This window comes from Aeromicrobium sp. (assembly GCF_032084975.1).
In the GTDB taxonomy this organism is placed as follows: domain Bacteria; phylum Actinomycetota; class Actinomycetes; order Propionibacteriales; family Nocardioidaceae; genus Aeromicrobium.
The window spans coordinates 1-11,192 of the sequence record NZ_DAMDLR010000080.1 but is presented as its reverse complement, the minus strand read 5'-3'; the positions used below and the strand labels follow the sequence as shown (position 1 = coordinate 11,192).

The following is an 11,192-nucleotide window of genomic DNA, read 5'->3' as shown; positions in this document are numbered from 1 at the left end:
CTGGCGCTCGCGACGCGCAAGGACAAGGACGCGGCGCTGACGGCGATGGCCGAGGCGCTCGTCGCCGGCACCGACCGCATCGTCGCGGCGAACACCGAGGACGTGGCCGAGGCGCGCGCCGAGGGCACGCCCGAGAACGTCATCGACCGGCTGGCGCTCGACGCGGCGCGCGTCGAGGCGTTCGCCCAAGGCGTCAGTGACATCGCGGCCCTGCCCGACCCTGTGGGCGAGGTCGTGCGCGGCTCCACCCTGCCGAACGGCCTGCAGCTGCAGCAGATCCGGGTCCCCATGGGCGTCATCGGGATGATCTACGAGGGCCGTCCCAACGTCACCGCCGACGCAGCCGCGATCTGCCTCAAGGCCGGCAGTGCCTCGCTCCTGCGGGGCTCGCGCTCCGCACGCCGCTCCAACGCCGTGATCGTCGAGATCATGCGCGACGCCGTGGCCTCGGCCGGACTGCCCGCCGACGCGATCCAGGCGATCAGTGCCGAGGACCGCAGCACCTCGACCGACCTGATGACCGCGCGCGGCCTGGTCGACCTCGTGATCCCCCGCGGGGGAGCGGGCCTCATCCGCGCGGTCGTCGAGCAGTCCACGGTGCCCGTGATCGAGACCGGCACCGGCAACGTCCACGTGTACGTCGACGCCGATGCCGACCTCGACATGGCGCTCGACATCGTCCTGAACTCCAAGACCCATCGCACCAGCGTGTGCAACGCGGCCGAGTCGCTGCTGGTGCACCGCGCCGTGGCCGAGAAGTTCCTGCCGCGCGTCGTGACGGCCCTGCAGGAGCGAGACGTCACGATCCACGGTGACGAGGCGTTCCAGGCCTTCGGCGGCGTCGACGCGGCCACGGACGACGACTACGCCACCGAGTACCTCGCCTCCGAGATCTCGGCCCGGGTGGTCGACTCGGTGGACGAGGCGATCGACCACGTGCGGCGCTTCACCTCGGGGCACACCGAGGCGATCGTGACGGGGTCGCTCGACGCCGCCCGCCGCTTCACGATGGGCGTCGACTCGGCGGCCGTCATGGTCAACGCCTCGACCCGGTTCACCGACGGTGGTGAGTTCGGCTTCGGTGCCGAGATCGGCATCTCCACCCAGAAGCTGCACGCCCGTGGCCCCATGGGCCTGACCGAGATGACGACGACGACCTACGTGGTCACCGGCACCGGCCAGACGCGCTGACGTCGGGTTCAGGCGGGGATGAGTTCTCGTTGTCGGGGTCGGTAGCGGTGGTTGTGTTGCCAGGTGCCGCGGATCTGGAACTCGGGGTGCCGGTCGGTGAAGCGGATCGGGATGTCGGTTTGGTGGACGTGTCGGTGGTGGTGTGCGCAGAGCAGGACGCCGTCGTCGATGGTGGTGTGTCCGCCGTCGGACCATCGGGTGGCGTGGTGTGATTCGCACCAGCCTGGTGGTCGATCGCAACCGGGGTAGGCACAGCCCTGGTCTCGTTGGCCGAGCGCGATGCGTTGCTTCTGGGTGTGGAACCGCTTCGTCCGGCCGACATCGAGCGGGACTGAGCTTCCGTCGAGGACAGCGGGCAGGATCCCAGCCCCGCAGGCGATCATGCGTAGTTCGCCGGCGCTGATGCTGGTGCCGAACTCGGTGACCCCGGCCCGGTCGGTCTCGCCCCGTAGCGACTGTTCGTCGATCGTGACGACCAGTGCGGCGTTCACGCCGCCGTGGTTGCCGAACGACTCGGCGGGCAGGTGGCGGATGATCTCGGCGAACGCCTCGCCCGCCTTCTCGGCGGGGGTCAGGTCGCGACGGTCCTCGACCGGAGACGTCTCGACGCCGGTCTTCTCCGCCTCGGCCAGTGCGCGTTTGCGGGGGCTGGTCTTCGACTCGATCACCGCGCGCAGCATGTCGGCGGTGAGGGCGTCGGTCTTGCCGCCGAACTTGACCAGTCCGGTCTGCTCGTCGGGGCGTCCGATCCAGAACTCCGACAGGCGTCGTTGGGCGTGTTCCTCGCGCTGGAGTCGCTTGTTCTCGATGTCATCCGCACGCTTCACGTCGAGGGTCTCCAGCGCGCGCTTGGCCTTGCGCGTCAGCTGGTCGGCCGTCATGGCTTGGGCGGCCTCCACCAGTTCGGTCTCGACCTGATCACGCTGCGCGGCCGTCAAATCACTGGGCAGGTCGTCCAGCGCGCCGGTGACGATCGCGGCCTTCGCAGTCGACATCCCCGGCTTCGCGAGCGCCTTCTTCACCTGCGGCGCCGTCTCAATCCGCGTGGCCAGCTTGATCTGCTTGGTCGCCTCACGCCGCGTGATCCCGGACCCGTTCGCCACCAGCGCCGTCATGTCGGCATCTCCGGTGGTGCGGTGCGCGTTCTTCGCGTCGGCAGCCGCCAGCAAGGCGAGGTTCAGGGCGTCGGCCTGCCGGCGCAGCGACTGCACCGCCGCCGCCTCGACAGCCAACTGCTCAGGCGAGAGCGAACCCAGATCGCGCGTGAGCGCAGACGCCAGGAACCGCTGTCCCGACCTGAGCCCACCGATGACGTCCACGAATCCCCCGATTCACTCGAACTGATGTTCCCATTATAGGCCCAATGGAAGACGCATGGCAATACCTATTGGGCAGAAGATCTCGACGCGTCCGGGACGGAGGGATCCTGACCACGAGCGCTGTCGTTCCGGGCGGCAACGGCGCTGGTAGATTGTCGCCATGCTTGATCTGATGCTGGCTGCCGAAGAGGCGGCCCACCACGGCGAAGCGGCCATCAACCCTTGGTTCGTCGGAGGCGGCGCGCTCGGCTTCCTGTTGATCCTGCTGTTCATCACGATGATGTTCGGATTGGGTCGCGAGCACTCCTGAGCATGTCAGAACCGCGCCGTCGCATCGGCGTGATGGGCGGCACGTTCGATCCCATCCACCACGGACACCTCGTTGCTGCCAGCGAGGTGCAGTCGTGGTTCGACCTCGACGAGGTCGTCTTCGTCCCGACGGGGCAGCCGTGGCAGAAGTCCGAGCGGGTCGTGTCGCCGCCGGAGGACCGCTACCTCATGACGGTCATCGCGACGGCCGCCAACCCGCGGTTCACCGTCAGTCGTGTCGACATCGACCGTGCGGGCCTGACCTACACGATCGACACGCTGCGCGATCTGGCCGCGGCGTACCCGAACGACGAGCTCTACTTCATCACCGGCGCCGACGCGATGGCCGCGATCCTGACCTGGCGCGACCACGCCGAGCTGTTCGAGCTGGCGCACTTCGTGGGCTGTACCCGTCCCGGCCACGAGATGGACGAGTCCACGCTCGAGGGACTGCCGCGCGAGCGGGTCACCCTGGTCGAGATCCCGGCCCTGGCCATCAGCTCCACCGACTGCCGTGCGCGGGTCCACAGCGGCGAGCCCGTCTGGTACCTCGTGCCTGATGGTGTCGTCCAGTACATCGGCAAGCACGGCCTCTACGAACCTCACGAACAACCGAAGGAAGACGCCTCATGACCGCGACCGACCGCGCCATCGAACTGGCCCGAGCCTCAGCGCAGGCGGCCGCCGACAAGCTGGCGACCGACGTCATCGCGTTCGACGTCTCCGACCAGCTGGCGATCACCGACGTGTTCGTCCTGTGCTCCGCCGAGAACCAGCCCCAGATGAACGCCGTCAAGGACGCCGTCGAGAAGGAGCTGCTGGGGATCGGCGCCAAGACGCTGCGTCGTGAGGGTGAGCGCGAGGCGCGCTGGATCCTGCTCGACTACGGCGACATCGTCGTGCACATCCAGCACAGCGAGGAGCGGGCCTTCTACGCGCTCGAGCGCCTGTGGAGCGACTGCCCCTCCATCAACCTGCAACTCACGTGAAACCGGGCAGCATCGCGGGTCGCCGCGTCATCCTCTGGCGCCACGGGCGCACCGAGTGGAACCTGGCCGGCCGCGTGCAGGGCCAGACCGACATCCCGCTGGACGAGGTCGGCCGCCAGCAGGCGGTCGACGCGGCCGCACGCCTGGCGGCACTCGCGCCCAGCAGGATCATCAGCTCCGACCTGTCCCGCGCCTTCGACACCGCCACGGCCCTCGCCGAGCGCACGGGCCTCGAGGTCGAGGTCGACGTGCGCCTGCGAGAGCTGGCGTTCGGTGTGCGCGAGGGCCTGACATGGCGTGAGTCCTGGGAGCGCTTCCCGGCGCAGATGCAGGCGTGGGCCGAGGGTGACGAGACCCAGGTCGAGGGCGCCGAGACGCACGCGCAGGCCGGCGCGCGCCTGGACGCTGCCCTGCGTGACCACCTCGAGCAGCTGCCGATCGGCGAGACCCTGGTCGTCGTCGCGCACGGTGCCGTCCTGCGCACCGGCATCCTCACGTTCCTGGGCATCGACGAGTCGTCGTGGCGCCAGTTCGGCGGCCTGTCGAACTGCCACTGGTCGGTGCTGGAGGAGGCGCGGTACCAGGACTGGTCCCAGTGGCGCCTGTCGGAATGGAACACGGGATCGCTGCCAGAACCGGTCATGTCGGACGACGAGGCGGACGAACCGGACCCCGGTTTGGGGAACTCGGGAGGCAGTAGGTAGTATTGGTCAGGTTGTTAGCGGGGCATTGGCGCAGTTGGTAGCGCGCTTCCATGGCATGGAAGAGGTCAGGAGTTCGAATCTCCTATGCTCCACCGAAGAACAGGTCCGGACTCCTCGCTGAGGGTCCGGACCTGCTGCGTCTGCCGGGTGAACGGGGTCAGTTCACCGGGATATGCTCGAGCACATGGCCAGTCGCACCGCCCCCGTGGCTTTCACCGAAGAGGGACGCAGGAACAGTCGGCCGCGCCGCCTCGTGCGTGAGTACATGGACGAGTGCGAGATCTTCAGCAGTGCGCAGCAGGTCCACGACGCGTTGCGTGCCCAGGGGGACAAGGTCGGCCTGGCGACCGTCTACCGCAACCTGCAGGGCATGGCCGAGGCCGGCGAGGTCGACGTCCTGCGGCACGGCGACGGGGAGATGCTGTTCCGCAAGTGCGGCGACGTCCACCACCACCACCTGGTCTGCCGCAGCTGCGGCCTGACGATCGAGATCGCCGGCCCTGCCGTCGAGCGCTGGGCCGCCGAGGCCGCCGACGATCACGGATTCGCGGACGTGACGCACTCCGTCGAGCTGTTCGGGCTGTGTGCCGACTGCGCTGCCACGGCTGACTCAGACTCCTCGCGCTGACGGCGCCGGGCGACTCACCAGCTCGACTTGGTGATGCCCGGAAGCTCACCGCGGTGGGCGGCGCTGCGGAAGTTGATCCTCGAGAGGCCGGTCTTGGCGATGTGTCCCCGAGGGCGGCCGTCGATCTGGTCGCGCTGGCGGATGCGGACGGGACTCGCGTCACGGGGCAGCCGCGCCAGCGCACGCACCGCCGAGTGGCGATCCGCCGGGGTCGACGCCGTGCGGATCGCCTCCTTCAGTCCTGCGCGACGCGAGGCATACCGCGCGACGATCTCCTTGCGCCGTTCGTTGGCGACGATCTTGGACCTCTTGGCCATCAGCGTTCCTCTCTGAAGTCGACGTGCCGACGCACGACGGGATCGAACTTGCGCAGCACGAGCCGGTCGGGGTCGTTGCGGCGGTTCTTGCGCGTGACGTAGGTGAAGCCCGTGCCGGCGGTCGACCGCAGCTTGACGATGGGGCGGACGTCGTTCCCTCGCTTGGCCATCAGATCCGCTCCCCGCGCGCGAGCAGGTCGCTGACGATCGCGTCGATGCCCCGGCGGTCGATCGTCTTGATCCCGCGGGCGCTGACGGTGAGTGTGACGCGGCGATTCAGGCTCGGCGCCCAGTAGCGCCTGGTCTGGACGTTGACGTTGAAGCGGCGCTTCGTGCGCCGGTGTGAGTGGGAGACGTGGTGGCCGAAGCCCGGCTCGGCACCGGTGACCTGGCAGACGCGCAACATGAACACCTCGAATGTAGTAGAATGAGACTCGTTATCAATTACCGAGGTTAGCAGGAGCCAGTGAAGAACGACATCCACCCCGCGTACGACCACGTGGTCTTCCGTGACCGGTCGGCCGGCGTGACCTATCTGACCCGCTCGACGCTCACGAGCGGCGAGCGCATCGAGCTCGACGGCGTGACCCATCCCGTCGTCGACGTCGAGGTCTCCAGCGCCAGTCACCCGTTCTGGACCGGACGGGGCCGCGTCGTCGACACCGAGGGACGGGTCGAGCGCTTCCGGCGCCGCTACGGATCCTCCATCGAGGAAGGACAGGGACGATGAAGGTACGCAACTCACTGAGGTCGCTGAAGAGCCAGCCCGGGTCGCAGGTCGTCCGGCGCCGCGGACGCACCTATGTGATCAACAAGCAGAACCCGCGAGTGAAGGCGCGGCAGGGATGACGCCGCTGCACGCCGTTCCGGTGATCCTGATCAGCGGCATCGAGGACGAGCCCATGGCAGCCGCGGCGATCGCCCTGCAGTGGGACCTGCCACGAGCGGTCTCGGTGCGTCACGTAGTCGACCCGGACCGGGACGTGCTGTGGCGGATCGTCAGCGATGCCACCGGCGTCGTGGAGCGCCTCGAGATCGACGTCGAGCACGCCTGCGTCAGCTGCGCGATCCGCGAGGACGTCGTCCCCACGCTCGATCGGCTCGGTGCCGACGGGCGGTGGGAGACGATCATCGCGCAGCTGCCCGTCACGGCGGAGGCCGTGCAGGTCTGCCGTGTGATCGGCTGGGCGCCCCACGAGGTGCCCCACGTGCGGATCGCCGCGTCGCTGGTCGCGTTGTCGAGTGAGACCCTCCTCGACGACCTGCTGGGTGACGACCTGATCAACGAGCGGGACCTCCCGGTGCGCGGCGACGACAGCCGCGGAGTCGCCGAGGTGGCCTGCGCCATGGTCGAGTATGCCGACGTCATCGCGGTCGGCGACGAGCTGGACGATGAGGAGCGCGAGGTCCTGGCGGCACTGGCCCGCCCCGGTGTCCCGGTCGTCGAGTCGTTCAGCCAGGTCGACGCCCGCCCCCTGGAGGTCGGAGTGCACGACCATCGCCGCAATGAGGCGTGGGTCGCGGAGGTGCGGCGGGAGGCGCTGCCCGATCGGCAGCTCGACGCGGCCTGGGTGCTCGACTTCGAGTCCGACAGGCCGTTCCACCCCGACCGGCTCCGCGATGCCATCGCCCTCCTCGGCGGCGGTCCGCGCCGCTCTCGCGGGTGCTTCTGGCTGCCGAGCCGGCCCGGCCAGGTCTGCGTGTGGGACGGGGCCGGCGGACAGCTCAGCGTGGGATCCACCGAGACGTGGGGCAACAGCCGGCCGTTGACCCGCATCACGGTCGTCGGCATCGACGACGGTCGCGACGAGCTCGAGCAGGCTTTCGCCTCCTGCGTGCTCAGCGACGCCGAGATGCGCGAGCGCGGCCCGTACTGGGAAGTGACGCGGGACGGCTTCGAGTCCTGGCTCGGCCAGATCCGTCGCGCCGCCTGACCGCCACTGAGCGCTCGCGGCGCTCACCATCGCCTCCGGCGTGGCGGTTCGCCACGCCGGTCCACCCACCTCACCGAGGAGTCACCATGGCCGTCCCCAAGCGACGCCTGTCCCGCAGCAACACCCGCCATCGCCGTTCGGCGTGGAAGACCACCGCGGCCGACCTCGTGCCCGTCGAGATCGACGGCCGTGTCCATCGCATCCCTCGGCGACTCGTCCGCGCCGCCCACCGGGGTCTGCTCGACCTCGACCGGCGCGGCTGAGCTGCTCGATGGCGCGAGGCCGGTGCTCTCGCGAAGGCACGCCCGGCTCGACCAGTCGCGCCGGATCGCGTCACCGATCGACCGAGTCGCAGGTCCAACCGCGCTGCCACCCGTCGACGGTGCCCGGTCCCGATTGCCGGCCTGCGCCAGACTGGGGCCATGGCGCGTTACGTGACGTACTCCCAGACCGGCGGACCCGACGTCCTCGAGGTGAACGAGGGCCCCGAGCCGACTCCCGGCGAGGGCCGGGTGGTCGTCGAGATCCGTGCCGCCGGCGTGAACCCGATCGACTGGAAGCTGCGCGCGGGAATCCGCCCGTCCGGTCCGTTCGAGGAGCCGCGCCGGGTGGGCTTCGACGGAGCGGGCGTGATCAGCGCCCTCGGTCCCGGCGTCGACGGGTGCTCGGTCGGCGACGAGGTCGTCGTGGAGGGCACGCAGGGCACCTACGCGACCCACGTCGTCGCCTCGTGCGAGAACCTCACCGCCAAGCCGTCCGGGGTCGACTTCGAGACCGCCGCGGCCCTCGGCGTCCCCGTCGCGACGGCGTGGCAGGTCCTGGCGTCGCTCGAGGTGGGCGAGGGGGACCGCCTGCTCGTGCACGGCGGCTCGGGCGCCGTGGGCCAGGCCGCGATCCAGCTGGCTCGCATGCGCGGTGCCGAGGTCGTCGCCACCGCCGGCGAGGCCAACATCGAGCGCCTGCGTGACCTGGGAGCTGTGGCGGTCACGTACGGCCCCGGCCTGGTCGACCGTCTGCGCGCGGCGTCGCCCGAGGGTTACACGGTGTCGCTTGACTGCGCGGGGACCGACGAGGCCCTCGAGGCCAGCCTCGAGCTGGTCGACCGCACGCGGATCGGCACGATCGTCCAGGGCGCGCAGTACCACGAGATGGGCCTGCAGGCGTGGTCCGGAGGATCGCCCGAGCCGCTGACCCCGGAGCAGCAGGGCCTGCGCGACGAGGCGATCGCGCGCGTCCTCCCGCTCGTCGCGATGGGCGAGTTCGAGGTTGAGATCGGCCGGGTCATGCCGCTGGACGACGTCGTCGAGGCTCACCGCCTGAGCGAGCAGGGCGGCGTGCGCGGCAAGATCGTCCTCGTGCCCTGATCGACCGCGCCCCGAGCGGCGAGTGTTGCCGAGAAGGCCACCTGTCGTTCACCTCGATGCAGCGCGGGGTTGGGCCGGCGCCGCCAGCCTGTGGCGCGTGTCTCGATCACTTGCCTTCATCGCCGGTACCGCCGTACTGGCCACGGCTCTCCCGCTCCTGTCCACCTCGGCCGTCGCGGCCCCCGACAGCTCGTTCCACCGCGTGGCGACCTACCCGGTGTTCCAGAACGTGCCCGCCGGCGTTCCTGCGTCGGCCGAGACGGTCGCCGAGATCTCGGACGTGTCCGACGACGGCAGGACGCTCGTCTACACGGACGCGGCGGGCAAGCGCATCGGCTTCCTCGACATCAGCGATCCCGCCCGTCCGCGTGGCGACGGGACGCTCTCGCTCGAGGAGCTGGGCGACGCGGACGACCAGCCGACCTCCGTCAGCATCGTCGGTCCCCACGTCCTGGTCGTCGTCGACACCTCGGCCTCGTTCACGGACCCGAGCGGCCGCCTGGACGTGGTGCGACTCAAGGACGGCGTCCGCGTCCACAGCATCGACCTGGCGGGCCAGCCCGACTCGATCGCCGTGACGAAGGACGACGGGATCGCCGCGATCGCGATCGAGAACCAGCGCGACGAGGAGTTCACGCCTCCGGGCGGTGAGGAGGGCGACCTGCCCCAGGCCCCCGCCGGATTCGTGCAGCTGATCGACCTGGACGGCGCGCCCGCCGACTGGACGACCCGCCGGGTCGACTTCGATCCGGCCGTCCTGGCCGCCGGCGGCCTCGCCGAGCCGACGGACGCCGAGCCCGAGTACGTCACGTTCAACAGCCGGGGCACGCTCGCGGTCACCCTGCAGGAGAACAACGGCATCGTGCTGATCGACGGCCGGACAGGCGAGGTCGAGAAGGCGTTCAGCGCCGGCTCGGTCGACCTCAGCGGCATCGACGCGAAGAAGGACGGCGCGATCAACCTGACCGACTCGCTGAGCGACGTCGCGCGCGAGCCCGACGCGATCGCCTGGATCGGCGATGACCACCTGGCCACCGCCAACGAGGGCGACTGGAAGGGCGGCAGCCGCGGCTGGACCGTGTTCGACGCCGACGGTCAGGTCGCCTGGGACGTCGGCAACACCTTCGAGCGCCTCGCGGTTCAGCACGGCCTGTACAACGGCGACCGCGCCGCCAAGAAGGGGTCCGAGCCCGAGGGCCTCGCGGTCGCCGAGTTCGACGGCACTCCCTATGCGTTCGTCGGCTCCGAGCGCAGCAACTTCGTGGCGGTCTATGACGTGAGCGACCCGACCGCTCCCGAGTTCCGTCAGGTCATGCCCACCACCAACGGGCCCGAGGGCCTCCTGCCGATCCCGTCGCGCGGACTGTTCGCGGTCTCGAGCGAGACCGACGACGCCGACGCGGGGGTGCGCGCCACCGTCGGCCTGTACGAGTGGAAGCCCGGACAGGCGCAGTTCCCGTCGATCGTGTCCGACGAGAAGGACGGCGCGCCGATCGGCTGGCAGGCGCTCGGTGCCCTGACCGCCGACACCGACAGTGCGACGACGCTGTGGACGGCCTCCGACAAGGTCGTCAAGAACGGCACGATCCTCAAGGTCGACGTCGCCGGCAGCCCGGCGCGCATCACCGACTCGGTCGCCGTGACCGAGGGTGGCAGCCCTGTCCAGCTGGACATCGAGGGACTGTTCAAGCGGCCGCAGGGCGGCTTCTGGATCGCGTCCGAGGGCGCGACCGGGCCGGGGAACGAGCTGGTCCGCACCGATGACGCCGGAGTCGTCCAGGAGCGGGTGAGCCTGCCGGCCGAGGTGACCTCGAGGCTCGGGGCACAGGGGCTGGAGGGCGTCACGGCGACGAACGACGCGGACGGCGAGCACGTGTGGTTCGTCCTGCAGCGTGCGCTGTCGGGGGAGGACCTGGTGCGCGTCGGACGCTACGACGTCGCCGACGAGTCCTTCGCCTGGTTCGGGTACGAGCTGCAGGCCCCGCTGCGTGGCAGCGGCGACTGGGTGGGCCTCTCGGAGATCACGGCGATCGACCGCGACACGTTCGCCGTCATCGAGCGCGACAAGCTGAACGGCCCGAAGGCGCGCAACAAGCGGATCTACACGTTCTCGGTCCCGCAGGACGCGACCGGCGAGCTGCCTCGGCTCGACAAGCGCCTCGCCATCGACGTCCTGCCGGCTTTGCGTGCCACGAACGGGTGGACGCAGGAGAAGCTCGAGGGCTTCACGATCGCCCGTGACGGCTCGCTGTACGCGGTGACGGACAACGACGGCCTCAAGGACGCGACCGGCGAGACGGTGTTCCTGCGCCTCGGGCGGGCCGCGGACGCCTTCGAGCACGAGCTCGCGACCACGACGGGCCTGCGCCTGTCCGCCACGCGAGCCGAGTACGCGCGGCGGATCACGGCCACGGTCTCGGTCGGGGGAGCGGCTGCG

At 70.0% G+C, this 11,192-nt stretch carries 16 protein-coding genes and 1 tRNA gene; 13 read left to right on the top strand and 4 right to left on the bottom strand.

What is annotated here, in order from left to right:
- On the top strand, positions 1-1,191 hold a 1,191-nt coding region (locus RT323_RS14180), incomplete at its 5' end, for a glutamate-5-semialdehyde dehydrogenase (protein ID WP_313409628.1).
- Positions 1,192-1,199: 8 nt separating this feature from the next.
- Here the strand turns inward: RT323_RS14180 and RT323_RS14175 are convergent.
- Positions 1,200-2,423, bottom strand: coding sequence for a DUF222 domain-containing protein (locus tag RT323_RS14175; protein ID WP_313409627.1), 1,224 nt, complete (start codon positions 2,421-2,423; stop codon positions 1,200-1,202).
- Positions 2,424-2,670: 247 nt separating this feature from the next.
- Between RT323_RS14175 and RT323_RS14170 the strand changes: the two genes are divergently transcribed.
- The 6 genes from RT323_RS14170 to RT323_RS14145 all read left to right on the top strand — a co-directional run bounded on the left by RT323_RS14170 (position 2,671) and on the right by RT323_RS14145 (position 5,140).
- A complete protein-coding gene (locus RT323_RS14170; protein WP_313409626.1) occupies positions 2,671-2,820 on the top strand; it encodes a hypothetical protein in 150 nt (49 codons plus the stop codon).
- A gap of 2 nt (positions 2,821-2,822) precedes the next feature.
- The gene (gene nadD, locus RT323_RS14165; RefSeq protein ID WP_396172425.1) at positions 2,823-3,452 is read left to right on the top strand and encodes a nicotinate-nucleotide adenylyltransferase; all 630 of its coding nucleotides are present in this window, start codon (positions 2,823-2,825) and stop codon (positions 3,450-3,452) included.
- Positions 3,449-3,808, top strand: a complete 360-nt coding sequence (gene rsfS / locus RT323_RS14160) for a ribosome silencing factor (protein ID WP_313409625.1) — start codon at positions 3,449-3,451, stop codon at positions 3,806-3,808. The genes nadD and rsfS overlap by 4 nt, the downstream gene beginning before the upstream one ends.
- A complete protein-coding gene (locus RT323_RS14155) occupies positions 3,805-4,512 on the top strand; it encodes a histidine phosphatase family protein (protein WP_313409624.1) in 708 nt (235 codons plus the stop codon). Before rsfS ends, RT323_RS14155 begins: the two co-directional genes overlap by 4 nt.
- A 19-nt stretch (positions 4,513-4,531) precedes the next feature.
- Positions 4,532-4,604, top strand: a tRNA-Ala gene (locus RT323_RS14150).
- Positions 4,605-4,696: 92 nt separating this feature from the next.
- Positions 4,697-5,140, top strand: a complete 444-nt coding sequence (locus tag RT323_RS14145) for a transcriptional repressor (RefSeq protein WP_313409623.1) — start codon at positions 4,697-4,699, stop codon at positions 5,138-5,140.
- A gap of 14 nt (positions 5,141-5,154) precedes the next feature.
- On the opposite strand, the gene rpsN is transcribed toward RT323_RS14145, so the two are convergent.
- The 3 genes from rpsN to rpmB are packed head-to-tail and all read right to left on the bottom strand — an operon-like array spanning position 5,155 to position 5,863.
- Positions 5,155-5,457 carry a 30S ribosomal protein S14 gene (gene rpsN, locus RT323_RS14140; protein ID WP_313409622.1) on the bottom strand — a complete coding sequence of 101 codons (303 nt, stop codon included), beginning with the start codon at positions 5,455-5,457 and terminating at the stop codon, positions 5,155-5,157.
- Positions 5,457-5,627: a 50S ribosomal protein L33 gene (gene rpmG / locus RT323_RS14135; protein ID WP_313409621.1), complete on the bottom strand. Its 171-nt coding sequence runs from the start codon at positions 5,625-5,627 to the stop codon at positions 5,457-5,459. Before rpmG ends, rpsN begins: the two co-directional genes overlap by 1 nt.
- The gene (rpmB, locus tag RT323_RS14130) at positions 5,627-5,863 is read right to left on the bottom strand and encodes a 50S ribosomal protein L28 (RefSeq protein WP_313409620.1); all 237 of its coding nucleotides are present in this window, start codon (positions 5,861-5,863) and stop codon (positions 5,627-5,629) included. The genes rpmG and rpmB overlap by 1 nt, the downstream gene beginning before the upstream one ends.
- Before the next feature lie 60 nt (positions 5,864-5,923).
- Here rpmB and RT323_RS14125 point away from each other — a divergent pair, with 60 nt between their 5' ends.
- From RT323_RS14125 to RT323_RS14100, 6 genes are all read left to right on the top strand, one after another.
- Positions 5,924-6,187, top strand: coding sequence for a type B 50S ribosomal protein L31 (locus tag RT323_RS14125; protein ID WP_313409619.1), 264 nt, complete (start codon positions 5,924-5,926; stop codon positions 6,185-6,187).
- The gene (gene ykgO / locus RT323_RS14120) at positions 6,184-6,306 is read left to right on the top strand and encodes a type B 50S ribosomal protein L36 (protein WP_313409618.1); all 123 of its coding nucleotides are present in this window, start codon (positions 6,184-6,186) and stop codon (positions 6,304-6,306) included. Before RT323_RS14125 ends, ykgO begins: the two co-directional genes overlap by 4 nt.
- The gene (locus RT323_RS14115; protein WP_313409617.1) at positions 6,303-7,391 is read left to right on the top strand and encodes a GTP-binding protein; all 1,089 of its coding nucleotides are present in this window, start codon (positions 6,303-6,305) and stop codon (positions 7,389-7,391) included. Before ykgO ends, RT323_RS14115 begins: the two co-directional genes overlap by 4 nt.
- Positions 7,392-7,477: 86 nt before the next feature.
- Complete coding sequence (gene rpmF, locus RT323_RS14110) at positions 7,478-7,654, top strand: 50S ribosomal protein L32 (RefSeq protein ID WP_313409616.1); 177 nt, start codon at positions 7,478-7,480, stop codon at positions 7,652-7,654.
- A 159-nt stretch (positions 7,655-7,813) separates the two neighbouring features.
- Entirely contained in the window at positions 7,814-8,755 is a 942-nt protein-coding gene (locus tag RT323_RS14105; protein ID WP_313409615.1) for an NADP-dependent oxidoreductase, read from the top strand.
- 97 nt (positions 8,756-8,852) lie between these two features.
- Positions 8,853-11,192, top strand: a 2,340-nt coding sequence (locus tag RT323_RS14100; RefSeq protein WP_313409614.1) for an esterase-like activity of phytase family protein, incomplete at its 3' end; no start/stop codon positions are given.

Bases quoted from the DNA above. Each gene is read 5' to 3' on its own strand.
- RT323_RS14170 (WP_313409626.1), top strand. From the start codon at position 2,671: ATGCTTGATCTGATGCTGGCTGCCGAAGAGGCGGCCCACCACGGCGAA.
- nadD (WP_396172425.1), top strand. From the start codon at position 2,823: ATGTCAGAACCGCGCCGTCGCATCGGCGTGATGGGCGGCACGTTCGAT.
- rsfS (WP_313409625.1), top strand. From the start codon at position 3,449: ATGACCGCGACCGACCGCGCCATCGAACTGGCCCGAGCCTCAGCGCAG.
- RT323_RS14145 (WP_313409623.1), top strand. From the start codon at position 4,697: ATGGCCAGTCGCACCGCCCCCGTGGCTTTCACCGAAGAGGGACGCAGG.
- rpsN (WP_313409622.1), bottom strand. From the start codon at position 5,457: ATGGCCAAGAGGTCCAAGATCGTCGCCAACGAACGGCGCAAGGAGATC.
- rpmG (WP_313409621.1), bottom strand. From the start codon at position 5,627: ATGGCCAAGCGAGGGAACGACGTCCGCCCCATCGTCAAGCTGCGGTCG.
- rpmB (WP_313409620.1), bottom strand. From the start codon at position 5,863: ATGTTGCGCGTCTGCCAGGTCACCGGTGCCGAGCCGGGCTTCGGCCAC.
- ykgO (WP_313409618.1), top strand. From the start codon at position 6,184: ATGAAGGTACGCAACTCACTGAGGTCGCTGAAGAGCCAGCCCGGGTCG.
- RT323_RS14115 (WP_313409617.1), top strand. From the start codon at position 6,303: ATGACGCCGCTGCACGCCGTTCCGGTGATCCTGATCAGCGGCATCGAG.
- rpmF (WP_313409616.1), top strand. From the start codon at position 7,478: ATGGCCGTCCCCAAGCGACGCCTGTCCCGCAGCAACACCCGCCATCGC.
- RT323_RS14105 (WP_313409615.1), top strand. From the start codon at position 7,814: ATGGCGCGTTACGTGACGTACTCCCAGACCGGCGGACCCGACGTCCTC.